The following is a 26,133-nucleotide window of genomic DNA, read 5'->3' on the forward strand; positions in this document are numbered from 1 at the left end:
TCGATGGAACGCGTCTACATCGGCATGGGCAGCAACCTGGCCGAACCTGCCGAGCAACTGCGCAGTGCCCTCCAGGCCCTGGCGCAACTGCCCGATACCGAACTGGCAGGCGTCTCGTCGTTCTATCAAAGCGACTCGCTGTTGCCTGGGCAGCCGCGCTACACCAATGCGGTGGCGGCGCTGGACAGTCGCCTGGCACCGCTGGACCTGCTCGACGCCCTGCAGACCATCGAAACCGGCCAAGGTCGCGAGCGCCTGGAACGCTGGGGCCCGCGCACCCTGGACCTGGACATCCTGCTGTTCGGCGACCGCCTGATCGACGAGCCCCGCCTCAAAGTCCCGCATTACCACATGCAGGCCCGGGCGTTTGTCCTGTATCCACTGGCGGAACTGGCGCCCGCCGAGCTGCGCCTGGCCGATGGACGCTTGCTCCAGGACCTGCTTGCCGCTTGCCCGTTCGAAGGCCTGGAACGCCTAAAGCCTGTGTAACCCCCTTGTGGGAGCGGGCTTGCTCGCGCCCACAACTCAGGATCATTGCTGCCGGCTACGCCTCAGGCGTGGGGACCGGACAGTCACATCAGAAACGCCCCTCCTCGCTGAAACGCATCAGTAACCTCGGTAACACCCGCCGGTAACACATCCAATTGACTTCCCGGGTCCTCCTCACGACTATAGGCGTCCCATAGCCGCCAACGCGGCGTTTAAGGGCGCAATCCAGGCCTTACAAGCACCACGCATAAGAGGGTGCGCCTGTGTAAATGACGAATCATGCGCGTTACTCGCAGTAGTTCACGAGCGCCTGAAGAGGACTTTTTCATGCCAGCTATTACCCTGACCACGCTGCAAGGTCTCAAGCAAAAAGGCGAGAAAATCGCCATGCTGACCTGCTATGACGCCACCTTCGCCCACGCCTGCAACGAAGCCGGTGTCGAAGTGTTGCTGGTGGGCGATTCCCTCGGCATGGTGCTGCAAGGTCACGACAGCACGCTGCCGGTGACCACCGCCGACATGGCTTATCACGTGGCCGCCGTCAAACGCGGTAACACCGATGCACTGATCCTCGCCGACCTGCCATTCATGGCCTACGCCACCCTCGAACAAACCATGACCAACAGCGCCCAGCTGATGCAGGCCGGCGCGCACATGGTCAAGGTCGAAGGGGCCTTGTGGCTGGCCGACTCGATCCGGCTGCTGGCCGAACGTGGCATTCCGGTCTGCGCGCACTTGGGCCTGACGCCGCAGGCGGTGAACATCCTGGGCGGCTACAAGGTCCAGGGGCGCAATGAAAACCAGGCACGCCAGATGCGCGCCGATGCCATTGCCCTGGAACAGGCCGGCGCGGCGATGCTGCTGCTCGAATGTGTGCCCAGCGAACTGGCGGAGGAAATCACCCAGGCGGTGAAGATCCCGGTGATCGGGATCGGCGCCGGTAACGCCACCGACGGCCAGGTGCTGGTGCTGCACGACATGCTCGGCTTGTCGCTCACCGGGCGCTCACCCAAGTTCGTAAAGAACTTCATGGCCGGGCAAACCAGCATCCAGGCCGCCCTGGGCGCCTACGTAGCCGAAGTGAAGGCCGCGACTTTCCCGGGCGTCGAACACGGATTCTCCGCATGAACACCGTCAAAACCGTACGCGAACTGCGCGCCGCCGTGGCTCGCGCCCGCAGCGAAGGTAAACGCATCGCCTTCGTGCCGACCATGGGCAACCTGCACAGCGGCCACGTGGCGCTGGTGACCAAGGCGGGGCAACGGGCCGACTTCGTCGTGACGAGCATTTTCGTCAACCCGCTGCAATTCGGCGCCGGCGAAGACCTGGACAAGTACCCTCGTACCCTGGCGGCCGACCAGGAGAAACTGCTCCAGGCCGGCTGCCACCTGCTGTTCGCCCCCAGCGTCGAGGAGATGTACCCCGACGGTATGACCGGGCAGACCCGGGTCAGCGTCCCGCAGTTATCCGAAGGCCTGTGTGGCGCCAGCCGCCCCGGGCACTTCGAGGGCGTGGCAACGGTGGTCAGCAAGCTGTTCAACATGGTCCAGCCTGACATCGCGGTGTTTGGCCAGAAAGACTTCCAGCAACTGGCGGTGATCCGCGCGCTGGTCCATGACTTGAACATGCCGATCCAGATCATCGGCGAACCAACCGTGCGTGCCGACGACGGCCTGGCGCTATCGTCGCGCAATGGCTTCCTCAGCGCCGAGCAACGCGCCGTCGCCCCTGTGGTTTATCGTGGCCTGAGCCAGATAGCCGAGGCCATCCGGCAGGGACAGCGCGATTACCCGGCGTTGGTCGCTGGGCAGATCCAGCAACTCCAAGCGGCAGGCCTGCGCCCCGACTACCTGGAAGTCCGCCACGCCCGAACCCTGCGCCCGGCCACCCAGGAAGATCGCGACCTGGTGATTCTGGTGGCCGCCTTCCTCGGGACCACCCGGTTGATCGACAACCTGCACCTGGACCTCGACGCGCCTCTCTGACCCAACCCTGCTGTGGGAAGAGCCTACCCGCGAAAGCGGTGGATCCGTCGGTTTCAATGCTGACTGAGCCACCGCCTTCGCGCGCCAGGCTCGCTCTCACACAAGATCGTGGCACCGCACCCGCTCGTCGCCACCTCCCCAGCCCCGATGTATAAAAAAGTACCGCCCTGAGGTCTGACAAAGCCGAGACAGATCGCAACGCGAGGTTTACTGTAGTCGCCCTGCGTCCGGCGATCGTCCCGATGCAGTGTCCGGACGCCCGTCCCATGCCGCGCCGGCATTTTTAGTGTACAAAAGGTCGTTCAAGTAAAAAGGAAACCCGCAGCGATGGCGTACTACCGAACCCCTCATGACGTGACCGCTCTGCCCGCCTGGCAAGCGCTGAATGACCACCGCAAAGCCATGCAGGATTTCAGCATGCGCGAAGCGTTCAATGCCGACCCGCAGCGTTTCAACCAATTCACCCTGTCGAGCTGTGGCCTGTTTCTCGACTACTCGAAAAACCTGATCAACGCCCAGACCCGCGACCTGCTGGTCAGCCTGGCCAACGAAGTCGACCTCCAGGGCGCGATCAAGGAGTTGTTCGAAGGCGAAATCGTCAACTCGTCCGAAGGCCGTCCGGCCCTGCACACCGCGTTGCGCCGCCCAGTGGGCGACAAGCTGTCGGTCAACGGCGTCAACGTGATGCCGGAAGTCCACAAGGTGCTGAACCAGATCACCGACCTGGTAGGCCGGATCCACGACGGCCTGTGGCGTGGCTACACCGAGAAGCCGATCACCGACGTGGTGAACATCGGCATCGGTGGCTCGTTCCTCGGCCCGCAACTGGTGTCCGAAGCCCTGTTGTCCTACACGCACAAAGGCGTACGTTGCCACTACCTGGCAAACATCGACGGCAGCGAATTCCACGAACTGACCATGAAGCTGCGCGCCGAGACCACGCTGTTCATCGTCTCGTCGAAATCCTTCAACACCCTCGAAACCTTGAAGAACGCCCAGGCCGCTCGTTCCTGGTACCTCGCCCAGGGCGGTTCCGAGGCCGAGCTGTATCGCCACTTCATCGCGGTGTCGAGCAACAACGCCGCTGCCGTGGCCTTTGGTATCCGCGAAGAAAACATCTTCCCGATGTGGGACTGGGTCGGCGGGCGCTACTCGCTGTGGTCGGCCATAGGCCTGCCGATCGCCCTGGCCATCGGCATGTCCAACTTCAAGGAATTGCTCTCCGGGGCCTACTCCATGGACCAGCATTTCCAGAGCGCACCGTTCGAACAGAACATGCCGGTGCTGCTGGCCCTGCTGGGCGTGTGGTACGGCAACTTCTGGGGCGCGCAGAGCCACGCGATCCTGCCGTACGACCACTACCTGCGTAACATCACCAAGCACTTGCAACAGCTGGACATGGAGTCCAACGGCAAGAGCGTGCGCCAGGACGGCACCCCCGTGTCCACCGACACCGGGCCGGTGATCTGGGGGGGCGTCGGCTGTAACGGCCAGCATGCCTATCACCAGTTGTTGCACCAGGGCACGCAACTGATTCCGGCCGACTTCATCGTGCCGATCGTCAGCTTCAACCCGGTCGCCGACCATCACCAGTGGCTGTACGCCAACTGCCTGTCCCAGAGCCAGGCACTGATGCTGGGCAAGACCCGCGCCGAAGCCGAAGCCGAGCTGCGGGACAAGGGCGCGAGCGAAGAAGAGGTGCAGAAACTGGCTTCCCACAAGGTGATCCCGGGCAACCGTCCGAGCAACACCCTGGTGGTCGAACGCATCAGCCCGCGGCGCCTGGGTGCGCTGGTGGCGTTGTATGAACACAAGGTGTTCGTGCAAAGCGTGGTCTGGGGCATCAACGCCTTCGATCAATGGGGCGTGGAGCTAGGCAAGGAATTGGGCAAAGGCGTGTACAACCGTCTGGTGGGCAGCGAAGAAAGCCCGGCGGAAGACGCTTCGACCCAAGGCCTGATCAACTACTTCCGCGGACGCCATCGCGGCTGACCCCCGAGGTTCGCATGCCCCTGTGGGAGCGAGCTTGCTCGCGAAGGTGATGTGTCAGTGGCCATTCATGTGCCTGACACCCCGCCTTCGCGAGCAAGCCCGTTCCCACAATGACTTCATGTACAGCTTGAACTCGATATTCGCTGGGCGCATCTTTAGGCTTGTCGCAAAAACAAGAATAAGGATCCGTCATGTTCGAGATCAGCCAGTACCCCCAAGCCGACACCGTCCGCCGGGCTGCGCAGTTGAGTCAGGACGAGTACCAGCGGCTCTACAAGGAATCCATCGAACACCCCAGCGCCTTCTGGGCCGGGCAGGCCACGCGCTTTCTCGACTGGATGGCACCCTGGCAAACCGTCCAGCGCTATGACCTCAAGAACGGCGACGCAACCTGGTTCGCCGGCGGCAAGTTGAACGTCAGCGCCAACTGCATCGACCGTCACCTGGACACCCGTGGCGACCAGGTCGCGATCATCTGGGAAGGCGACAACCCCGCCGAATCGGCACAAATCACCTACAAAAAACTTCATCACCATGTCTGCCGCCTGGCCAACGTGCTGAAAAGTCGTGGAGTGAAAAAAGGCGATCGGGTCTGCATCTACATGCCGATGATTCCGGAAGCGGCCTACGCCATGCTCGCCTGCACCCGCATCGGCGCGGTGCACTCGGTGGTGTTCGGCGGCTTCTCGCCGGACTCGCTGCGCGACCGGATTCTCGACGCCGATTGCCGCACCGTGATCACCGCGGACGAAGGCGTGCGCGGCGGGCGTTTCATACCGCTCAAGCGCAACGTCGACAAGGCCCTGGAAAGCTGCCCGAATGTCAGCACCGTGGTGGTGGTCGAGCGCACCCAGGGCGAGGTGAACTGGGTCGAAGGCCGCGACCTGTGGTACCACCAGGCCATGCACGAGGCGAGCGACGACTGCCCGGCCGAGCCGATGGACGCCGAGGACCCGCTGTTCATCCTCTACACCTCCGGCAGCACCGGCAAACCCAAGGGCGTCCTGCACACCACCGGCGGCTACCTGCTGCAAGCGGCGATGACGTTCAAGTACGTGCTGGACTACCGCGACAACGAAGTCTTCTGGTGCACCGCCGATGTCGGCTGGGTCACCGGCCACAGCTACATCGTCTACGGACCGCTGGCCAACGGCGCCACCACGCTGATCTTCGAGGGCGTACCGAGCCATCCCAGCAGCTCACGCTTCTGGCAGGTGATCGACAAGCACCATGTCAACATTTTCTACACCGCGCCGACGGCCCTGCGAGCGCTGATGCGCGAAGGCCCCGGTCCCCTGCAGGACACTTCTCGCCAGAGCCTGCGATTGCTCGGCAGTGTTGGTGAGCCGATCAACCCCGAAGCGTGGGAGTGGTATTTCAATGCGGTCGGCGAACAGCGCTGCCCGATTGTCGATACCTGGTGGCAGACCGAGACCGGCGGCATCATGCTCAGCCCGCTGGTCAGCGCCCCACGGCTCAAGCCGGGCTGTGCCACCCGGCCGATGTTCGGCGTACAGCCGGTGCTGCTGGACGAAGTGGGCAAGGAGATCAGCGGCGCCGGCAGCGGCGTGCTGGCCATCAAATCCAGTTGGCCCGGGCAGATCCGCAGCGTCTACGGTGACCATCAGCGCATGGTCGACACCTACTTCAAGCCTTACCCCGGCTATTACTTCACCGGGGATGGGGCCCGTCGCGATGAAGATGGCGATTACTGGATCACCGGGCGCATCGACGACGTGATCAACGTCTCCGGCCACCGCATCGGCACCGCCGAAGTGGAAAGCGCCCTGGTGCTGCACGACAGCATTGCCGAAGCGGCGGTGGTCGGCTATCCCCATGACCTCAAGGGCCAGGGCATCTATGCCTTCGTCACCCCGATGAACGGCGTCGAGGCCAACGAAGCGTTGCAGCAGGAGCTGCTGGCCCATGTCAGCAAGGAGATCGGCAGCTTCGCCAAGCCGGAACTGATCCAGTGGGCACCGGCGCTGCCCAAGACTCGCTCGGGCAAGATCATGCGACGCATCCTGCGCAAGATCGCCTGCAACGAGCTGGACAGCCTGGGCGACACCTCGACCCTGGCCGACCCGAGCGTGGTGGAAGGGCTGATCGACAAGCGCCTGAATCGCTGATATCACCGCAATCCCTGTGGCGAGGGAGCTTGCTCCCGCTGGGTTGCGTAGCAGCCCCAAAAAAAACAGGGCCGCTTCGCGCCCCAGCGGGAGCAAGCTCCCTCGCCACGGTCAGTGCTCGGCTGTGAACCGCATACACTGTCCATAGCTGCTAAACTCCCGCGCCTCATTTCTCTAAGGCGCGCATGGCATGTCTTCCTTGAATCAGGCGCTGCGCGCCGCCCTCGACCAGCGTCAGGACCTGCTCGGCCAGTTGCACCAGCAAGGCACCGACTGTTATCGCCTCTTCCACGGCAGCCAGGAAGGCGCACCCGGCCTGACCGTCGACCGCTACGGCCCGCAACTGTTGGTGCAGAGCTTCCACCAGTCGCTGGAGCGCGATGCCCTGCTGCAAGTGCACGGCATCGTCAACGAACACCTGGGCCTGGACACCCTGCTGGTCTACAACGACCGCTCGGGGGGCAACTCGCGCATTGATCGCCAGGACACGGTCTACCAGGCTGACGAAGCCGCCCTGCAAGACCTGGTCGGCCATGAGTGGGGCCTGAACTACCGCGTGCGCGGGCGCCATGCCGGGCAGGACCCGCTGCTGTTCCTCGACCTGCGCAACGCTCGGGGCTGGGTCAAGGCCCACAGCCGCGGCAAGAGCGTGCTGAACTTGTTCGCCTACACCTGTGGCGTCGGCCTGAGCGCGGCCGCCGGTGGGGCGAGGGAGGTCTGCAACCTCGACTTCGCCGAAGGCAACCTGGCGGTCGGCCGTGAGAATGGCTTGCTCAACCCGACCTTGCCGGCCATGACGTTCGTGCAGTCGGACTACTTCCCGGCGATCCGTCAGTTGGCCGGCCTGCCCATCAGCCAGCGGCGCGGCCAGAAGCTGCCCAGTTATGTGCGCCTGGAACCGCGCCAGTACGATCTGGTGCTGCTCGACCCGCCGGCCTGGGCCAAGAGCGCGTTCGGTACCGTCGACCTGCTGCGCGACTACCAGAGCCTGCTCAAACCGGCGCTGCTGACCACCGCCGACGACGGCGTGCTGATCTGCTGCAACAACCTGGCGAAGGTGCCCATGGACGACTGGCGCGAGCAGGTGCTGCGCTGCGCGCAAAAAGCTGGCCGCCCGGTTCGGGAGTGGAGCGTACTGACGCCCGGCAGCGATTTCCCTTCGATGGACCATCAGCCGCCGCTCAAGACGTTGATCCTGCAGCTTTGAATCCGGCGCAATCCTACTGCAGAAGCGGACAAGTCTCATAAATCACAGTGGTTTCGGAACCGCAAACGCATGCCATACTCCAAGGCACTCCGAATTCACATCAGATGAAGCCGCACATGCCCAAAGGATTGCTCCGCGCTCTCGGCGCCCTGTTGACCGCACTGGCCCTCTACAGCCTGTCGGGTTTCCTGATCCTGCCCGGTGTCGCCTTGCGGATCGCCAATCAGCAGTTGGCCGAGCACGCCACGGTGCCCGCCAGGATCCAGCGGGTCGAGCTCAATCCGTTCAGCCTCGAAGTGACCCTCTGGGGCCTGAGCATTGGCGAACCGGGCAAGGAGCAGATTGGCTTCGAACGGTTGTACGCCAACCTGCAGGTCGACAGCCTGTGGTCAGGCGCCCTGCACCTGGCCGACATCGAGCTGGACAAACCCAAGACCGAGGTGGTGTTCGCCAAGGATGGCCAGTTGAACCTGCTGGGCCTGTTCAAGCTACCGGCCAGCGAGCCGACCCCGGCCGACCCCGAGGCCAAGCCATTTCCACTGCGTGTGGACCGGATCAAGCTGGCCAGCGGCTACGTGCACTTCCAGGACTTGCGCCCCAGCGAGCCGATCGAGTTTCTCTACGACGCCCTCGATTTCGAGCTGAAGAACCTCAGCACCCTGCCCGACGACAGCGCCGACATGACCTTGGTGGCCGTCGGCCCTGGCGGCGGACGTGTCGACTGGACCGGTAACTTCAGCCTTACGCCCATCGCGTCCGAAGGTAAACTCAAGATCACCGACGGCCAGATGAAAGCCTTCTGGCCCTACGTCCGCGACGCCGTACCGCTGGTGCTGGAGAACGGCGTGCTGAACGTCAGCACCGACTACACACTCAACCTGGCCAAGGGCACCGAGCTGCGCCTGGACAATGTCGCCGCCAGCGTCGCGCCCTTCGCCATCAAGGCGCCCGATGGCCGGCCATTGGCCAGACTCGAACGCCTGGACGTCAGCGAAACCACGGTCGACCTGGCCAAGCAGCAAGTGGTGGTGGGCAAGATCCGCAGCCAGAAACTCGAGACCTGGGCCGCTCGCGAGGCGGACGGGCAGCTCGACTGGCAGAAGCTCTTCGCCAGCCAGCCGGCCAAGCCACAGGCCAAGGCCGAACCCGCTTCAGCCCCGGCCGCCGCCGACTCACCGAAACCTGAACCCGCCGCCCCCAGCAAACCCTGGCAGGTGTTGTTGAAAGACGTGCAACTGCGCAATTACCAGGTGCACCTGGCCGACCGCCAGGCGCAACCTGCCGTGGCACTGGAAGTCGGCCCGCTGAACCTGGACCTGCAGAACTACGACACGCTCAACGGTTCGCCCTTTACCCTCAAGCTGGACACCGGGCTGGGCAAACAGGGCAAGATCCTCGCCGACGGCGAGGTGAACCTGAACCCGATCAGCGCCCGGCTCAAGGTCAAGACCCAGGACATCGACCTGCGAGTCGCCCAGTCGTACATCAACCCGTTCATTCGACTGGAACTGCGCTCCGGGATGCTCGGCAGCGACCTGGCGGTAGACCTCAAGAGCACCGAGCCGCTGGCCTTTGCAGTGACCGGCCGTGCCCAGGTCGATCAATTGCACACCCTCGACACCCTCAAGACCCGGGACTTCCTCAAGTGGCAGAGCCTGGTCCTCGAAGGCCTCGACTACCAGCACGGTGACCGCCTCTCCATCGACAAGGTCAACCTGTTCCAGCCTTATGCCCGCTTCATGATCAACGACGACCGCACCACCAACGTCGATGACCTGTTGATCCCGCAACCGGCCGAGGGCGCGCCGAAAACCGCGGCGGCCAAACCGGCCTCGGCGGAAAAACCCCTGGGCATTCACATCGGTGGCATCGCCATCAACGACGGCTCGGCCAACTTCGCCGACTTCAGCCTGACGCCGAATTTCGCCACGGCCATCCAACAGCTCAACGGCCAGATCGGCACCATCGACAGCCGCGAGGCCAAGCCGGCCAGCGTCGACGTCAAGGGTAAGGTCGACCGCTATGCGCCGGTCACCATCAAGGGGGCAGTCAACCCCTTCGACCCGATGGCCAGCCTCGACATCGCCACCAGTTTCAAACGGGTCGAGCTGACCACCCTGACCCCCTATTCCGGCAAGTTCGCCGGCTACCGTATCCGCAAGGGCCGACTCAACCTGGACCTGCATTACCGGATCACCAAGGGTCAGCTCCAGGCTGAAAACAAAGTGGTGGTCGAGCAATTGCAACTGGGGGAAAAAGTCGACAGCCCGGACGCCGTGAGCCTGCCATTGAAGCTGGCCATCGCACTACTGAAGGACTCCGAAGGCAAGATCTCCATCGAACTGCCGGTGACCGGCAACCTCAACGACCCGCAATTCAGCGTCATGCCGATTGTCTGGCAGACCTTGCGCAACCTGGTGGTCCGCGCGGCGCAGGCGCCGTTCAAGCTCATCGGCGGGCTGGTGTCCGGTGGCGGTTCGGAGGACCTCGGCAGCGTGGCATTCGCCCCAGGTTCAAGCGACTTGAGCAAAGAAAGCGAGGGCGTGCTGCTCAAACTTTCCGAAGCCTTGGGCAAGCGCCCGGAACTGCGCCTGGAGATCGAAGGCACGGCGGCCGAAAGCAGCGACGGCCCGCTGCTCGCCGCCCAGCGCCTGGAACGTGAATACCAGTACAACTACTACAAGATGCTGCAGCGGCGCGGCGACAAGGTGCCGGCCCAGGCCTCGCTGTTGCAGGTGCCCGAAGATGAAAAGGCACCGTTGCTCGAAGGCATCTATCGCACCCGCCTCAAGACCCAGCCGCCGGCCGAATGGGCGCAGCTGGACAAAAAAGCGCGCACCGACAAGCTGCGCGAAAGCGTGATCAAGTTCTGGAGCGGCAGTGATGTGTTGCTGCGCCAACTGGGGCAAGAGCGGGCCGGTAGCATCAAGGACTTTTTGGTGGACAAAGGGCGCCTGGCCGACGACCGCGTCTATTTCATCGACGCCAGCCTCGGCCAGGCCGAGAGCGACGGACGCGTCATTACCCCCATGCACCTGGATGCCGAATAAGATGAAGTGTTTGTACCTGCTCGGCCTGGGCGCATGGCTGGCCGCCGGCACGGCATCGGCGGCCGATACGCTGCGTTGCGGCAGCCAGTTGATCAGCGTCGGCGACCGCTCCAGCGAAGTGCTGCAAAAGTGTGGCGAGCCTGCGGCGCGGGACGACCTGGGCTACAAGCGCAGCGTCAATCGCCGGGAAGAATACCCGGTTGAGGAATGGACCTACGGCCCCAACAGCGGCATGTACCAGTACCTGCGTTTTGAGGGAAACCGGTTGGTGCAGATCACCAGCAAGCGCGGGCGCTGAAAGGGCGCCCTCTTCGCGAGCAAGCTCGCTCCCACAGGGATCGTGCAGGCCACCCCATGTGGGAGCGGGCCTGCTCGCGAATACCCACCACCCCCGCTCACGCCAGTTTTCCACCCCTGAATAGAACAGGCCCCCGGCACGTATGCCGGGGGCCTGTAATGGCCACGTCCGTGTGGCCTTCGCATGAACTTCAAAAGCAACGGCAGGCGTATGACTCAGCCCGCTTGCCGCGCCTTCTCCCGGTCCAGGCGAGAACTCGTCAGCCTTACTCGGCTTTCAGGCCATCAGCTGAGACGGCTTTGACGCCTTTGATTTTCTTGGCAATGGCCACGGCCATGTCTTTTTGCGAATCAGTCACGGCCACGGTGGAGGACAGCGACACAACACCTTTGTTGGTTTCAACTTTGATGTCGGAGCCTGGAATACCTTTTTCGGTCAGCAGGTCAGCCTTGACCTTGGTGGTGATCCAGGTGTCGGAAGTGGTTTCCTTCGCCTTGGTCACTTCGCCAGCAGCCAGCATCATTGGAGCCTGAGTTGCTTGAGTGGTCTCGGCGAATGCGCTAGCCATGGTCAGGGTCAGAGCGGTTGCAGCAGCGGCAGTGATAGCGAACTTCTTCATACGAGTAACTCCTGTTTTTCTCAGAAACTGCCGGATTTGCATCCAGCAGGGTTACCAGGAGTAGTGCGAAGGCTGTGCCAGTTTTGATAAATCAATTAATTCCTTATAAATCAAATAGTTAAGCGAAGCGGCAAAATTCATAATCATGCAAATTGCATGAGCCTCCCATTTTCAACATGCAACTTGCCGATTCTGCCTCGCCGCTAAGCTGATGAATCAAAGAAGGTTTTAAACGGCGAGGGAGTGCCCCATCGCCGCGCAGTATCAGGTACCAGGGCAAGCGGTCGGCAGGTATTCCTTGGGTGCGGTGGATGCGCATGTCCAGGCGCCATTGACATCACGGCTAAGCGTGATCGTTTTACCTGCTATGGCGGCAGGGGCGTTCTGGAGGGTACAAATGATAGAGCCTGCCGTCGTGGCTGTACCTGTTAGCGAGATGGCGCAATTATTGGTTGTGGACGGGGCGTTCATGAGGGCCAACGTTGGCGTAACCCCCTGATTCATCTGATCCTCGTACGCTACCTTCAGCGCGGATATTTCCCCCAGTCCGGCGGTAGCCTTCGCCCGCGCCTGGTACCTGGAATACTGCGGCAACGCAAACGTCGCCAGGATGCCGATGATCGCCACGACGATCAGCAGTTCGATCAGGGTAAAACCTTTTTGCTTGCTCATAGACTTCTCCATCGCATGAGGCGGAATCTCATGTCCTGAGGCGGCTATTGCACGGCACATGCCAACCCTCAAGACGCCACTGACAAAGGACTTCGCCGGCCAGAAGCCTTGCGTCCTACCCCAACAACCGCACTATCTGACACTTTTTGTCACCCCGCCTCGCTGGTTTGGCGTCGATGCTTGACTAGGCTATAAGTCATGAACTGTCCGCGTCTGGTATCCCCATGCCCATGAATGACATCGCACTCAGCGGCTTGACCAAGCAACTGGTGTTGGCTGAACTGATCACCGAGCAGAATGCCCAGCAGGCGTACCAGCAGGCCCAGCGCAATCGCATGCCCCTGGTCAGCTACCTGGTACAGAACAAACTGGTCCAGAGTCGTCAGGTTGCGGAAATTGCCTCGGAGCATTTCGGCGTCGCCCTGCTGGATCTCAACAGCCTCGACAAGGAGAACCAGCCCGCCGGCCTGGTCAGCGAAAAACTGGTCCGCCAACACCACGCCCTGCCGCTCTGGCGACGTGGCAACAAGTTGTTCGTGGGCATCTCCGATCCAACCAACCACCAGGCCATCAATGACATTCAGTTCAGCACCGGCCTGACCACCGAAGCCATCCTGGTGGAGGACGACAAACTCAGCGACGCCATCGAAAAGTTCTTCGAGTCCAGCAGCACCGGCCTGGAGGGCATGGGTGATGTCGACCTCGACGGCCTGGACATCGAGTCGGACGACGATCGCAAGCAGGACACCCTTGCTGGCCAGGACGCCGACGACGCGCCGGTGGTGCGGTTCGTCAACAAGATGTTGCTGGACGCGATCAAGGGCGGTTCCTCCGACCTGCACTTCGAGCCGTATGAAAAATCCTATCGGGTGCGGGTGCGCACCGACGGCATGCTACGTGAAGTGGCCAAGCCGCCCACCCAACTGGCCGGCCGTATCGCCGCACGGCTGAAGGTCATGGCCAGCCTGGACATTTCCGAGCGCCGCAAGCCCCAGGACGGACGCCTGAAAATGCGCCTGTCGAAAAACAAGTCGATCGATTTCCGGGTCAACACCCTGCCCACGCTCTGGGGCGAAAAAGTGGTCATCCGGATCCTCGACCCTTCCAGCGCGCAAATGGGCATCGACGCCCTGGGCTACGAGCCTGACCAGAAAGCGCTGTACATGGCGGCGCTCAAGCAACCCCAGGGGCTGATCCTGGTCACCGGGCCCACCGGCTCGGGCAAGACTGTATCGCTCTACACCGGGCTGAACATCCTCAACACCGTGGACATCAACATTTCCACCGCCGAGGATCCGGTGGAGATCAACATGGAAGGCATCAACCAGGTCAACGTGAACCCGCGCCAGGGGCTGGATTTCGCCCAGGCCCTGCGCTCGTTCCTGCGCCAGGACCCGGACGTGATCATGGTCGGCGAGATCCGCGACCTGGAAACCGCCGAGATCGCCATCAAGGCCGCCCAGACCGGTCACCTGGTGCTCTCCACGCTGCACACCAACAGCGCGGCGGAAACCCTGATCCGCTTGCAGAACATGGGCATCCCCGGCTTCAACATCGCCACCGCCGTGCACTTGATCATCGCCCAGCGGCTGGCGCGCAAGTTGTGCAACCACTGCAAGAAAGCCCTCGAGATTCCCGACGAAACCCTGCTCAAGGAAGGCTTCCCCCGGGAACGCATCGGCTCATTCACGATCTATGAGCCGGTCGGTTGCCAGCAGTGCAACAGTGGCTACAAAGGGCGCGTGGGGGTCTACGAAGTGGTCAGGAATACACCTCAGTTGCAACGCCTGATCATGGCCGAAGGCAACTCGTTGGAAATCGACCTGCAAATGCGCAAGGACGGCTTCAATGACCTGCGCACCTCGGGGCTGCTCAAAGTGATGCAGGGCGTCACCAGCCTCGAAGAAATCAACCGCGTCACCAAGGATTGAACATGGCGGTCAAGGCAGTCAAAACCGATGTTTACACCTGGGAAGGCAAGGACCGCAAAGGCACGAGGATGACCGGCGAGCTGACGGGGCAGAGCACCGCCCTGGTCAAGGCCCAGTTGCGCAAGCAAGGCATCAACCCGCAGAAGGTGCGCAAGAAGACCTCTTCGATCTTCAGCAAGGGCAAGCGCATCAAGCCGTTGGACATCGCCCTCTTCACCCGCCAGATGGCCACGATGCTCAAGGCCGGCGTGCCGCTGTTGCAGGCGTTCGACATCATTGGCGAGGGCTTCGACAACCCCAACATGCGCAAGCTGGTGGACGAGGTGAAGCAGGAAGTCGCTGCCGGTAACAGCTTCGCCGCGGCACTGCGCAAATGCCCGCAGTATTTCGACGAGCTGTACTGCAACCTGGTGGATGCCGGCGAACAGGCCGGCGCCCTGGACACGCTGCTGGACCGGATCGCGACCTACAAGGAAAAGACCGAGGCGCTCAAGGCCAAGATCAAGAAGGCCATGACCTACCCGGCGGCCGTGGTGCTCGTCGCGGCCGTGGTCACCGGCATCCTGCTGGTCAAGGTGGTGCCCCAGTTCGAGTCGGTGTTCTCCGGCTTCGGCGCGCAATTGCCGGCCTTCACGCTGATGGTCATCGGCCTGTCGGAGTTCATGCAGCGCTATTGGTGGCTGATACTGGCCCTGTTGGTCGGCCTGTTCTTTGGTGTGAAGTACGCCCTCAAGCGCTCCGCGGCGCTGCGTGACTGGCGCGATAAATGGATGCTGAAGCTGCCGCTGATCGGCACGCTGATGTACAAGACCGCCGTGGCCCGCTACGCCCGCACGCTGTCCACCACCTTCGCCGCGGGCGTCCCGTTGGTGGAGGCCCTGGATTCGGTTTCCGGCGCCACCGGCAACGTGGTGTTCAAGCAAGCGGTGCAACGCATCAAGCAGGACGTCTCGACCGGCATGCAATTGAATTTCTCCATGCGCGCTTCCGGCATCTTCCCAAACCTGGCGGTCCAGATGACGGCCATCGGCGAAGAGTCCGGCGCGCTGGATGACATGCTCGACAAGGTGGCAAGCTTTTACGAAGCCGAAGTGGACAATCTGGTGGACAACCTCACCAGCCTGATGGAACCCTTCATCATGGTGATCCTGGGGTTGGTCGTCGGTGGCTTGGTGGTTGCCATGTACCTGCCCATCTTTCAACTCGGCTCTGCGATCTGACATGCCCCTGAGCGAATTCTTCGTGCTTTATCCCCTGGCCTTCGTGCTCACTGCGTTGCTGCTAGGGCTGATCGTCGGCAGCTTCCTCAACGTACTGGTGTGGCGTCTGCCGAAGATGCTCAGCCGCGAATGGCGCGTGCAGGCCCACGACCTGCTGGGCCTGCCGGCCGAAGCCCCCGGCCCGGTCTACAACCTGATGCTGCCCCACTCCCAGTGCCCCCACTGTGGCCATCGCATCCGGGCCTGGGAAAACATCCCGCTGCTCAGCTACCTGATGCTGCGCGGCCGCTGTTCGAGTTGCTCCGCTCCCATTGGCCGGCGTTACCCGTTGACGGAACTGGCCTGCGGTGTGCTGTCGGCGTTCGTCGCCTGGCATTTGGGCTTCGGCTGGCAAGCCGCAGGGGTGATGGTGTTGACCTGGGGTCTCCTGGCCATGAGCCTGATCGACGCCGAACACCAACTGCTCCCCGATACCCTGGTCCTGCCGCTGTTATGGCTGGGCCTGATCGTCAACAGCTTCGGCCTGTTCGCCTCTTTGAACCAGGCCATGTGGGGAGCGGTGGCGGGCTACCTGGCCTTGTGGTCGGTGTATTGGGTGTTCAAGTTGCTCACGGGCAAGGAAGGCATGGGCTACGGTGACTTCAAGCTGTTGGCGATGCTAGGCGCCTGGGGTGGCTGGCAGATCCTGCCACTGACCTTGTTGCTGTCGTCGCTGGTGGGGGCTGTGATCGGGGTCATCGTGCTGCGCCTGCGCAACGCCCCGGGGTCGACGCAGATCCCCTTTGGCCCTTTTCTGGCCATTGCCGGCTGGATTGCATTGCTCTGGGGTGGTCAAATAACCGACTTCTATTGGCAGGCTGTCGGTTTCTAATGTCGATTCACTATGAATAACCTCAAGGAAAAACCCTGGATTCTCGGCCTGACCGGTGGCATTGGCAGCGGCAAGAGCGCGGCGGCCCAGCACTTCATCGACCTGGGCGTGCATGTCATCGACGCCGATCACGCGGCGCGCTGGGTGGTCGAACCCGGCCGCCCGGCGCTGGCCCGAATCGCCGAACACTTCGGCCCAGGCGTGTTGCAGGCCGACGGCACCCTGGATCGAGCGGCGCTGCGCAAGTTGATCTTCGAAAATGCCGATGAACGCCGCTGGCTCGAAGCGCTGTTGCATCCGTTGATCGCCGATGAAATCGCCCACCATCTGGCACAGGCACAATCGCCCTACGCGATTCTGGTATCGCCGTTGTTGATCGAATCGGGACAATACGCCATGACCCGGCGCATCCTGGTGATCGACGCGCCGGAACAGTTGCAGGTCGAACGCACGCTGCAGCGTGACCAGACCAGCGAACAGCAGGTCCAGGCGATCCTCAAGGCCCAATCCAGCCGCCAGGACCGCCTGAGCCATGCCGACGACGTGGTGGTCAACGACCGCGACCTCGCCTGGTTGCACAGCGAGGTCGAGCGGCTGCACCACTTTTACCTTACTTTGCGTGGAGGCCAGTCATGAGCCAAACCCCAACCGTTGATTGCCCAACCTGCGGCGCACCCGTCGAATGGAGCCCGCAGAGCACGTTCCGGCCGTTCTGCTCCGATCGCTGCAAACTGATCGACCTGGGCGCATGGGCGTCCGAGGAACACAAGATCCCGGTCAGCCCGGAGGCCGAGGATGAGCTGTTCAGCGAGGACTTCAACCCCCGCTCCCATCATTAAGGCCGCATGAAACCGTAGTCCTGTTGATCGTCGAGGTTTTCCGCGAGGAAGCTCAACTCATCGGCCAGGTCCTCGGCGCTGCGCACTGTCTTGCTCTGTTGCACGATTGCACTGAGCAAGGCACGCAGGCTCAAGCCCGGGTCGAAACCAATCTCCATCGCGGCATCGTGGCTACGCCTGATCTCTTGTCTCGCCCACTCATAAACACTCATTGCTGTGCTCCTGGAAGTTTTCCAGAGCATGAGCGGCGCCTGCCTGCACGGCCTTGATATGCATCAAGATTTGTCTTCATCCTTCCAGGGTGCCGACAGGTAGCGCGTGCGGTTGAAGGTCTCCAGCCATTCGGGGCTGAACACCACCAGCGCACTGACCACCATGCCGTTGATGAACGCCTCGGGAAAGATGATCAGCCAGAGGTAACCGATGAAGTCTTCCAGCCAGTAAGGCATGGCGAATACGCCGTCGTACCACAGCAGCGCGAGCCCCAGCAGCAGGCACAGCAACGCCGACAGCGCGGCGGCGAGAAAGCCCGAGCAGAAGATGTAGACGAACAGGTTGCGCGGCTGGGCGCGCTCCACCAGGATCGCGCAACACTCGGTGACCAGCACCGGCAAGAGGATCAGCAGCGCACCGTTGACGCCCATCGCCGCCATGTCCTGACGCCCCAGCAGCACCAGTGCAGACTGGGCAAAGAGGCCGCCGAGGATTGCCAGCGGCCAGTCCAGCAACAGCGTCACGGCGGTCATGCCGATGAAGTGATACGACACGCCCGTGTCGAAATCCCGGCGCACCAGCCACAGCATGAACAGCGCCAGCACCGTGCCGAACAACAGGTGCTGGCGCCGACTGTCGGTGAACAGTTCCACCCACGGCGCACGCCAAACGGCGCAAGCCAGCACCGGGACATACATCAGCCACCCCACCGCCAGGGTCTGCGGTGAGAGCAGTTCGGCACCGATCATCGCGTTACACCTTTCATGTCCTGTGGCCGGGGCACTGGCGGCACCGGGCTGCGCAGCCGTCCCCTCGCCAGCGTCATTTCCAGTCGGCAGTCTACACCTCCCCAAGGACCGCCATTAATCAACGCAACGCTTTCAGCTTGTCGCAATTGAACGCTAAGCTTGGGCCCATGGATGATTCCGATTATTTACGCCTGCTGACCATTGCGGCCGAGCAGGCCAACGCCTTTCTTTCCAATGCCCGCAAATGGGAGCGTGAGCGTTGGGTTTGCCAACGCCTGCTGCAAGGCCTGAACGTGCCCTATCGCGCCGACGAATTCGCCCCCGCTGGCGAGCCGCCGGACGTGCTGTTTCGCGATGCCAATTTCGAAGTGTTCTTCGTGCTCGACGAGGGCCGGCGCCTCAATGACGAGTGGCGCGACGAGCTGCAACGGCGCCGCAGCGCCTTTTCCCTGAGCCAATTGGTGCGCCGCGAAGCCAAGCCCCGGCGTATCCCCGCCAACGAGTTCCTGCTCAGACTGGCGCCCACCTTGCGCAAGAAAGCCCACAACTACACCGAGCGCGGCATGGACCTGGGCGAGCTGGACATCATTGCCTTCGCCAGCCTCAAGCGCGAAGTGCTGGACCTCAACAGTCATTTTCCGCCGCCCACCGAGTACCTGCGCCAGGGGTGGCGCTCGCTGTCGCTGGTGGGGCCCACGTTTGCCCGGGTGCTGTTCGCCCATCCCGATGCGCCGGATTTCCTGCGGGGCAACCTGGGTCGCAGCATCGTCTTCGACGTCGGGATCAGCCTGTGAGCCCGCGCCAGGCAGACCGTCGTACACACTCATCTGACGAGCGGCTACGCTGCATTGAATGCCGGATCGCCGGACGCTGTAACGCCAGCCCATTTCGCAACGTCTACCTGACGAGGCCTTTATGACCAGCCGCCTGAACCCAGATGACCAGAAGCATGTCGAAGAGTACCTGCAACTGTCCCAGCACCGAGTCGAGCGCCGGCCTTTCCGGCCGTGGATGCTCCTGGTGGTGGTATTGGCCGTGACCATCGGCCTGGGCCTGTTGAGCCGCTTGATCAGTTACCTGACGCTATGAGCAGGTGTCGTGCCTCATTTCAAGGAACAGTGTTTGTGAGGCACGACACCACACTCGCGAGGGTAACGGCACCGATTTCCTTTAGCCTTGCGAGATATCCCCATGACTCATCGTATTGTCATTGTTGGCGGCGGCGCCGGCGGTCTGGAGTTGGCTACCCGTCTGGGTAAGACTCTGGGCAAGCGCGGCACCGCCAGTGTGATGCTGGTCGACGCCAACCTGACCCACATCTGGAAACCCCTGCTGCACGAAGTGGCCGCCGGCTCCCTGAACTCCTCCGAAGACGAACTCAACTACGTCGCCCAAGCCAAATGGAACCACTTCGAGTTCCAATTGGGGCGCATGAGCGGACTGGATCGTGAGCAGAAGAAGATCCAACTGGCAGCCACCTACGACGAGGCGGGCGTGGAGTTGTTGCCGGCCCGGGAGCTGGGCTACGACACCCTGGTGATCGCCGTCGGCAGCACCACCAACGATTTCGGCACCGAAGGCGCAGCGCAGCACTGTCTGTTCCTCGACACCCGCAAGCAGGCCGAGCGCTTCCACCAACAACTGCTCAATCACTACCTGCGCGCCCACGCCGCCGACCAGGCCGATGCAGCGCAGCGTATCAGCGTCGCCATCGTCGGCGCCGGTGCCACCGGTGTCGAACTGGCGGCCGAGCTGCACAACGCCGCCCATGAGCTGGCGGCCTACGGCCTGGACCGGATCAAGCCGGAAAACATGCACATCACCCTGATCGAAGCCGGGCCACGGGTCTTGCCAGCCCTGCCCGAACGTATCGGCGGCCCGGTGCACAAGACCCTGGAGAAACTCGGGGTGAATGTGATGACCAATGCCGCCGTCAGCCAGGTGACCGCCGACAGTCTGATCACCGGCGACGGCAAGGTGATCGATGCGAGCCTGAAGGTGTGGGCCGCCGGGATCCGCGCACCGGCTTTTCTCAAGGACATCGATGGCCTGGAGACCAACCGGATCAACCAGCTGCAAGTGCTGCCGACCCTGCAGACCACCCGCGACGAGAACATCTTTGCCTTCGGCGACTGCGCCGCCTGCCCTCAACCGGGCAGCGACCGCAACGTGCCGCCCCGCGCCCAGGCGGCGCACCAGCAGGCATCGCTGTTGGCAAAATCGCTGAAGTTGAAAATCGAAGGCAAGCCGCTGCCCCATTACAAATACACCGACTACGGCTCGCTGATCTCGCTGTCGCGGTTCTCGGCGGTGGGTAACCTGATGGGCAACCTCACCGGCAGCGTGATGCTCGAGGGTTGGCTGGCGCGGATGTTCTACGTGTCGCTGTACCGCATGCACCAGATGGCGCTGTATGGCACGTTCCGCACGGCGATGCTGATGCTGGGCAGCAAGATCGGCCGCGGAACCGAGCCACGGCTCAAGTTGCACTGAAGAGAGTCGTTGCCTGAAACACCGCCTTCGCGAGCAAGCCCGCTCCCACAGGAGATCGAGTACCTGATGTGTACGCGGTCAACTGTGGGAGCGGGCTTGCTCGCGAAGACGGCAGTGCAATCGATGCAGATCTACAGCCCTGCACTCAAACCTGAAACCGCTGCACCATCGTGCGCAACGAATTGGCCAACTGCGACAGTTCATGGCTGGACGCACTGGTCTGGTCCGCCCCCGTGGCCGAACGTACGGACAGGTCCCGGATATTCACCAGGTTGCGATCAACCTCACGGGCCACTTGCGCCTGCTCCTCGGCGGCGCTGGCGATGACCAGGTTGCGTTCGTGGATTTCGCTGACCGACGTCGTGATGGTCTGTAGCGCTTCTCCCGCGCGCTCCGCCATCGCCAGGGTGCTGGCGGCGCGACTGGAGCTGGCCTGCATGGAACCCAGCGCCTGGCTGGCACCGCTGCGCATGCCCTGGACCATCTGCTCGATTTCCTGGGTCGATTGCTGCGTGCGATATGCCAGCGCCCGGACTTCGTCGGCCACCACCGCAAAACCGCGACCGCTTTCCCCGGCCCGGGCCGCCTCGATGGCCGCGTTGAGGGCCAGCAGGTTGGTCTGCTCGGCAATGGCCCGGATCACATCCAGCACCTTGCCGATATCCTGCGACTGGTTGGCCAAGGACTGCACCAGGTCACCCGTGACCTGCACATCGCTGGCGAGGGCGCCAATGGCGTCCACCGTGTCACTGACCCGCTGCTGTCCGAGGGAAGCCGACTCACTGGACTGACGCGTGGCATCGGAGGTGGACACGGCGTTGCGGGCAACCTCCTCCACGGCGGTGGTCATTTCGGTGACCGCGGTGGCCGCCTGTTCGATTTCGTTGTTCTGCTGTTGCAGGCTCTGGGTGCTGTCGAGGGTCACCGCGTTCAGCTCATCGGCGGCGGTGGCCAATTGCGTCGCCGAACCGCTGATGCTCTGCAGCGTTTCACGCAGGTTCAACTGCATGGTCGCCAACGCCTTGAGCAAGCGGCTCACTTCGTCGTTGCCGTGGGTCTCGATGGGCCGGGTCAGGTCACCTTGGGCGACATGCTCCGCCGCGCTCAGCGCCTCGCCCAGGGGTTTGACGATACTGCGGGTGAGCAACATCGCCAGGATCACCGTAGCCAGGGCCGCGAGCACGATGAACAGGCTGACGATCATCCGGGAGTTGGCGTAGTGCTCCTGGGATTTCTGGCTCTCGAGGGACACCTGCTGGGAGAACAACTGCGCCAGGTCGTTGAGCTGTTTGCCGGAACCGTCCACCACGGTCTTCATGTCCACCAGCAACAGCTTGATCAGGTCCTCGCGCCGCCCCTGTTCCGCCAGGGTAAAGGACTGGGCGATACCGGCGCGGTAAGCGGCGAAGGTCTGCTTGAACTGGTCATAGAGCGCCTTGCCTTCAGGGGTGACGACGAGCTTGTCATACGTGGCGATTTTTTCGCTCAGTTCCTTGTCACGGGTGTCCATTTGCCCGCGATACACCGAAATGTTCTTCGGGTCCTCGTCCAACGCCATGCGCAGGGAAATCGTGCGGATGCGCAGCATCAGCTCGCGAATCTCGTCACCACCGCGAATGCTGGGCAACCACTGGGTTTCCACCGCGACTTCGCTGTCACGGATGCTCGACATCTGGCCCAGCGCAAACACCCCGAGCAACGCCACCAGCACGGCGATCAAGGCAAACCCCAAGGCGGCGCGGGGGGCAATATTCAGCTGACGAAGAAACATAACGGGGTGCCTTTTTTTGTTATTGGCCTGAAATGGGGCGATCAGTCCAAGCCCCGGTTGGTGGGCAACGGGCCAGACGCTTTCGCGAGCAGGCTCGCTCCCACAGGCGTTATCGGCAAGTTGTATGACAACTTGACACCCACCCCGGGCCTTTTTCGCAGGCAAAAAAAATCCCCGTACCTTTCGATACGGGGATTTTCAATATGGTCGGGGTAAGGGGATTCGAACTCCTGACATCCTGCTCCCAAAGCAGGCGCGCTACCGGACTGCGCTATACCCCGGTAAAAAAAAGGCGACCTCTGCAAGTCGCCTTCCTCGATCAGCGCTTTTGGCCTCTGATCTTAAGATTCGATTCCAGCGAACTGGTCTCAAAAATGGTGGGTCGTGTGGGATTCGAACCTACGACCAATTGGTTAAAAGCCAACTGCTCTACCAACTGAGCTAACGACCCAAATATGGTCGGGGTAAGGGGATTCGAACTCCTGACATCCTGCTCCCAAAGCAGGCGCGCTACCGGACTGCGCTATACCCCGATTGAAATGGCTCCGTGACCAGGACTCGAACCTGGGACCCAATGATTAACAGTCATTTGCTCTACCGACTGAGCTATCACGGAACTGATATTTCAAGTTACAACGTTGAAGCTAGCTTCAACCTCTTCTACCCTGTTCGCATCGCTGCGTTCGTGTGTCTGAGGCGCGCTATTCTACAATCTTCAAAACCTCTGTCAACCCCTTAAATTGCTTTCAAGACAATGATTTGCAACTTATTTCGGATTCTTTCTCAGGGAGAAGTAACCCTTGGGGTGACGTACTGCGGGGCGCACTTTACAAGCCTTTTCCTTTGAGTTCAACGACCTGATGAAAAAAATGGTGCTTGGAAGCGAGCCATCCCATCAATCAGGAAAAACAACCCCAGCCGTGGCGAGGGAGCTTGCTCCCACTGGGTCGCGTAGCGGCCCCTCAAAAAACGAGGAATGCCTCGCACTCCAGCGGGAGCAAGCTCCCTCGCCACAAAGCCCAGATAATCGCCTCAATTGAAGACGATTTCGTCGTTCTGCACTGTACCGGTCACAGTTTCACCTGGCATGAAGCGGCCGGACAGGATCAACTGCGCCAACGGGTTTTCGATCCAGCGCTGGATCGCACGCTTGAGTGGCCGTGCGCCATAGACCGGGTCGTAACCCACCGCAATCAACTTGTCCAAGGCCTCGTCGCTCAATTGCAACTTCAACTCCCGCTCGGTGAGGCGGCTGCGCAGGCGACCCAGCTGGATCTCGGTGATGCCGGCGATCTGGTCACGGGCCAACGGCTCGAAAATCACCACCTCGTCGACCCGGTTGATGAACTCCGGCCGGAAGTGGGTGGAAATCGCATCCATCACTGCCGCACGTTGTGCCTCGCGGTCACCTACCAATTCCTGGATCTGCGCCGAGCCCAGGTTGGAGGTCATCACGATCACGGTGTTACGGAAGTCCACCGTGCGCCCGTGGCTGTCGGTCAGGCGCCCGTCCTCCAGCACTTGCAAAAGGATGTTGAACACATCCGGATGCGCCTTCTCGACCTCGTCCAGCAGGATCACCGAGTAAGGCTTGCGCCGTACCGCTTCGGTCAGGTAACCGCCTTCCTCATAGCCGACGTATCCCGGTGGGGCACCGATCAGCCGCGCCACGGAATGTTTCTCCATGAACTCGGACATATCGATGCGCACCATCGCCTCTTCGGTGTCGAAGAGAAACTCGGCCAGCGCCTTGCACAGCTCGGTTTTACCGACACCGGTCGGGCCGAGGAACATGAACGAGCCACTCGGCCGGTTCGGGTCCGACAACCCGGCACGGGACCGACGCACGGCGTTGGCCACCGCCACCACCGCCTCTTCCTGGCCGATCACACGCTGGTGCAACAGGCTTTCCATCTTCAGCAGCTTGTCGCGCTCGCCTTCGAGCATTTTCGACACCGGGATACCGGTCCACTTGGAGACCACTTCGGCGATTTCTTCCTCAGTGACCTTGCTGCGCAGCAACTGGTTTTCGCTCTTGCCGTGCTGGTCGACCATCTGCAGGCTGCGCTCCAGGTCCGGGATCACCCCGTACTGCAGCTCGGCCATGCGGTTAAGGTCGCCCTTGCGGCGGGCCGCCTCCAGTTCCTGGCGGGATTGCTCGATCTTCTGCTGGATCTGCGCCGAACCCTGGACTTCGGCTTTCTCCGAGTTCCAGATTTCCTCGAGATCGGAATACTCGCGCTCATGGCGAACGATTTCGTCCTGCAACCTTTCCAGCCGCTTCTTCGCCGCTTCGTCGCTTTCTTTCTTCAGGGCCTGGGATTCGACCTTGAGTTGAATCAGGCGCCGCTCCAGGCGATCCAGCACTTCGGGCTTGGAATCGATTTCCATGCGGATGCGGCTGGCCGCCTCGTCGATCAGGTCGATGGCCTTGTCCGGCAATTGACGGTCGGTGATGTAGCGGTGGCTGAGCTTAGCCGCCGCGATGATCGCGCCATCGGTGATCGCCACCTTGTGGTGAACCTCGTACCGCTCCTTGAGGCCACGCAGGATGGCGATGGTGTCTTCTTCGCTCGGCTCCTCCACCAGCACTTTCTGGAAACGCCGTTCGAGGGCCGCGTCCTTCTCTATGTATTGGCGGTATTCATTGAGCGTGGTCGCGCCGACGCAGTGCAGCTCGCCACGGGCCAGTGCCGGCTTGAGCATGTTGCCCGCATCCATCGAGCCCTCGCCCTTGCCGGCGCCGACCATGGTGTGCAACTCGTCGATGAACAGGATGATCTGGCCTTCCTGTTTGGACAGTTCATTGAGCAGCGCCTTGAGCCGCTCTTCGAACTCGCCACGGTATTTGGCGCCGGCGATCAGCGCCCCCATGTCCAGGGACAGCAGACGCTTGCCCTTGAGGCCATCGGGCACTTCGCCATTGATGATGCGCTGGGCCAGGCCCTCGGCGATGGCGGTCTTGCCCACGCCGGGCTCACCGATCAGCACCGGGTTGTTCTTGGTACGGCGTTGCAGCACCTGCACCGTGCGACGGATTTCATCGTCGCGCCCGATCACCGGGTCGAGCTTGCCTTCCTCGGCACGCTTGGTCAGGTCGACAGTGTATTTGTCCAGCGCCTGGCGGGACTCCTCGTGGTTGGCGTCATTGACTGCTTCGCCGCCACGCAGGTTGTTGATGGCGTTTTCCAGGGCTTTCTTGCTCACGCCCTGGCCGAGCAGCAATTTGCCCAGTTTGCTGTTCTCGTCCATGGCGGCGAGCAGCACCAGTTCGCTGGAAATGAACTGGTCGCCCTTCTGCTGGGCCAGGCGATCGGCCTGGTTGAGCAGCCGGGCCAAATCCTGGGACATGTTCACGTCACCGGTCGGATTCTGGATCTTGGGCAGTTGGTCGAGCTCCTTGGCCAACTCCTTGCGCAGGCTGTTGACGTCAAAGCCCACCTGCATCAGCAGGGGCTTGATGGAGCCGCCTTGCTGTTCGAGCATGGCTTGCATCAAGTGCGCCGGTTCGATACCGGGATGGTCCAGGCCGACGGCCAGGGACTGGGCATCGGACAGGGCCAATTGTAATTTGCTGGTTAAACGATCAATTCGCATGGGTCACC

Annotated in this window: 22 protein-coding genes and 4 tRNA genes; 16 read left to right on the forward strand and 10 right to left on the reverse strand. The window is 62.1% G+C overall.

Annotation, left to right across the window (positions count from 1 at the left end):
• The first annotated feature begins 3 nt into the window (after positions 1-3).
• From folK to V5F23_RS23705, 8 genes are all read left to right on the forward strand, one after another.
• The gene (gene folK, locus V5F23_RS23670) at positions 4-489 is read left to right on the forward strand and encodes a 2-amino-4-hydroxy-6-hydroxymethyldihydropteridine diphosphokinase (RefSeq protein WP_042728794.1); all 486 of its coding nucleotides are present in this window, start codon (positions 4-6) and stop codon (positions 487-489) included.
• Positions 490-816: 327 nt separating this feature from the next.
• Complete coding sequence (panB, locus tag V5F23_RS23675; RefSeq protein WP_042728795.1) at positions 817-1,617, forward strand: 3-methyl-2-oxobutanoate hydroxymethyltransferase; 801 nt, start codon at positions 817-819, stop codon at positions 1,615-1,617.
• Positions 1,614-2,474: a pantoate--beta-alanine ligase gene (panC, locus tag V5F23_RS23680; RefSeq protein ID WP_042728796.1), complete on the forward strand. Its 861-nt coding sequence runs from the start codon at positions 1,614-1,616 to the stop codon at positions 2,472-2,474. The genes panB and panC overlap by 4 nt, the downstream gene beginning before the upstream one ends.
• Before the next feature lie 327 nt (positions 2,475-2,801).
• Positions 2,802-4,466 carry a glucose-6-phosphate isomerase gene (gene pgi, locus V5F23_RS23685; RefSeq protein WP_338496768.1) on the forward strand — a complete coding sequence of 555 codons (1,665 nt, stop codon included), beginning with the start codon at positions 2,802-2,804 and terminating at the stop codon, positions 4,464-4,466.
• Between the two features lie 191 nt (positions 4,467-4,657).
• On the forward strand, positions 4,658-6,595 hold the full coding sequence (acs, locus tag V5F23_RS23690; protein ID WP_338496770.1) for an acetate--CoA ligase: 1,938 nt from the start codon (positions 4,658-4,660) through the stop codon (positions 6,593-6,595).
• A gap of 190 nt (positions 6,596-6,785) precedes the next feature.
• Entirely contained in the window at positions 6,786-7,802 is a 1,017-nt protein-coding gene (locus V5F23_RS23695; RefSeq protein ID WP_042732714.1) for a class I SAM-dependent methyltransferase, read from the forward strand.
• A 116-nt stretch (positions 7,803-7,918) separates the two neighbouring features.
• Complete coding sequence (locus V5F23_RS23700; RefSeq protein ID WP_338496772.1) at positions 7,919-10,852, forward strand: DUF748 domain-containing protein; 2,934 nt, start codon at positions 7,919-7,921, stop codon at positions 10,850-10,852.
• A 1-nt stretch (position 10,853) separates the two neighbouring features.
• Positions 10,854-11,150 carry a DUF2845 domain-containing protein gene (locus V5F23_RS23705; RefSeq protein WP_053143980.1) on the forward strand — a complete coding sequence of 99 codons (297 nt, stop codon included), beginning with the start codon at positions 10,854-10,856 and terminating at the stop codon, positions 11,148-11,150.
• 265 nt (positions 11,151-11,415) lie between these two features.
• Here V5F23_RS23705 and V5F23_RS23710 read toward each other — a convergent pair whose 3' ends face one another.
• Positions 11,416-11,769: a BON domain-containing protein gene (locus V5F23_RS23710; protein ID WP_042730996.1), complete on the reverse strand. Its 354-nt coding sequence runs from the start codon at positions 11,767-11,769 to the stop codon at positions 11,416-11,418.
• A gap of 264 nt (positions 11,770-12,033) precedes the next feature.
• Positions 12,034-12,441: a pilin gene (locus tag V5F23_RS23715; RefSeq protein WP_042730995.1), complete on the reverse strand. Its 408-nt coding sequence runs from the start codon at positions 12,439-12,441 to the stop codon at positions 12,034-12,036.
• Positions 12,442-12,671: 230 nt separating this feature from the next.
• Here V5F23_RS23715 and pilB point away from each other — a divergent pair, with 230 nt between their 5' ends.
• The 5 genes from pilB to yacG are packed head-to-tail and all read left to right on the forward strand — an operon-like array spanning position 12,672 to position 17,302.
• Positions 12,672-14,372 (forward strand): type IV-A pilus assembly ATPase PilB, encoded by a 1,701-nt coding sequence (gene pilB / locus V5F23_RS23720; RefSeq protein ID WP_042730994.1) that lies wholly within the window; start codon positions 12,672-12,674, stop codon positions 14,370-14,372.
• Positions 14,373-14,374: 2 nt separating this feature from the next.
• On the forward strand, positions 14,375-15,592 hold the full coding sequence (locus V5F23_RS23725) for a type II secretion system F family protein (RefSeq protein ID WP_212803042.1): 1,218 nt from the start codon (positions 14,375-14,377) through the stop codon (positions 15,590-15,592).
• Position 15,593: 1 nt separating this feature from the next.
• A complete protein-coding gene (locus tag V5F23_RS23730; RefSeq protein ID WP_042730992.1) occupies positions 15,594-16,463 on the forward strand; it encodes an A24 family peptidase in 870 nt (289 codons plus the stop codon).
• A gap of 12 nt (positions 16,464-16,475) precedes the next feature.
• Positions 16,476-17,099, forward strand: a complete 624-nt coding sequence (coaE, locus tag V5F23_RS23735) for a dephospho-CoA kinase (protein ID WP_042730991.1) — start codon at positions 16,476-16,478, stop codon at positions 17,097-17,099.
• Positions 17,096-17,302, forward strand: a complete 207-nt coding sequence (gene yacG, locus V5F23_RS23740; RefSeq protein WP_042730990.1) for a DNA gyrase inhibitor YacG — start codon at positions 17,096-17,098, stop codon at positions 17,300-17,302. The genes coaE and yacG overlap by 4 nt, the downstream gene beginning before the upstream one ends.
• Here yacG and V5F23_RS23745 read toward each other — a convergent pair.
• Together V5F23_RS23745 and V5F23_RS23750 are read right to left on the reverse strand one after the other, a co-directional pair.
• Positions 17,299-17,514 (reverse strand): hypothetical protein, encoded by a 216-nt coding sequence (locus tag V5F23_RS23745; protein ID WP_042730989.1) that lies wholly within the window; start codon positions 17,512-17,514, stop codon positions 17,299-17,301. The genes yacG and V5F23_RS23745 overlap by 4 nt on opposite strands.
• Before the next feature lie 63 nt (positions 17,515-17,577).
• On the reverse strand, positions 17,578-18,264 hold the full coding sequence (locus V5F23_RS23750; protein ID WP_042730988.1) for an energy-coupling factor ABC transporter permease: 687 nt from the start codon (positions 18,262-18,264) through the stop codon (positions 17,578-17,580).
• Positions 18,265-18,431: 167 nt separating this feature from the next.
• On the opposite strand from V5F23_RS23750, the gene V5F23_RS23755 reads away from it, so the two are divergent.
• From V5F23_RS23755 to V5F23_RS23765, 3 genes are all read left to right on the forward strand, one after another.
• On the forward strand, positions 18,432-19,058 hold the full coding sequence (locus V5F23_RS23755; RefSeq protein WP_003185538.1) for a DUF1780 domain-containing protein: 627 nt from the start codon (positions 18,432-18,434) through the stop codon (positions 19,056-19,058).
• A gap of 121 nt (positions 19,059-19,179) precedes the next feature.
• Complete coding sequence (locus V5F23_RS23760; RefSeq protein WP_003185543.1) at positions 19,180-19,353, forward strand: DUF3094 domain-containing protein; 174 nt, start codon at positions 19,180-19,182, stop codon at positions 19,351-19,353.
• A gap of 102 nt (positions 19,354-19,455) precedes the next feature.
• Positions 19,456-20,757 carry an NAD(P)/FAD-dependent oxidoreductase gene (locus V5F23_RS23765; protein WP_123579600.1) on the forward strand — a complete coding sequence of 434 codons (1,302 nt, stop codon included), beginning with the start codon at positions 19,456-19,458 and terminating at the stop codon, positions 20,755-20,757.
• Positions 20,758-20,902: 145 nt separating this feature from the next.
• On the opposite strand, the gene V5F23_RS23770 is transcribed toward V5F23_RS23765, so the two are convergent.
• The 6 genes from V5F23_RS23770 to clpB all read right to left on the reverse strand — a co-directional run bounded on the left by V5F23_RS23770 (position 20,903) and on the right by clpB (position 26,125).
• Complete coding sequence (locus V5F23_RS23770; protein WP_042730986.1) at positions 20,903-22,528, reverse strand: methyl-accepting chemotaxis protein; 1,626 nt, start codon at positions 22,526-22,528, stop codon at positions 20,903-20,905.
• 204 nt (positions 22,529-22,732) lie between these two features.
• Positions 22,733-22,809, reverse strand: a tRNA-Pro gene (locus tag V5F23_RS23775).
• A 94-nt stretch (positions 22,810-22,903) separates the two neighbouring features.
• Positions 22,904-22,979: transfer RNA gene (locus tag V5F23_RS23780), tRNA-Lys, on the reverse strand.
• Between the two features lie 5 nt (positions 22,980-22,984).
• Positions 22,985-23,061, reverse strand: a tRNA-Pro gene (locus V5F23_RS23785).
• A gap of 7 nt (positions 23,062-23,068) precedes the next feature.
• A tRNA-Asn gene (locus V5F23_RS23790) sits at positions 23,069-23,144 on the reverse strand.
• 416 nt (positions 23,145-23,560) lie between these two features.
• Positions 23,561-26,125: an ATP-dependent chaperone ClpB gene (gene clpB / locus V5F23_RS23795; protein ID WP_042730710.1), complete on the reverse strand. Its 2,565-nt coding sequence runs from the start codon at positions 26,123-26,125 to the stop codon at positions 23,561-23,563.
• Positions 26,126-26,133 lie beyond the last annotated feature (8 nt).

The organism is Pseudomonas sp. WP18, from assembly GCF_036689585.1.
Classification (GTDB): Bacteria; Pseudomonadota; Gammaproteobacteria; order Pseudomonadales; family Pseudomonadaceae; genus Aquipseudomonas; species Aquipseudomonas chlororaphis_E.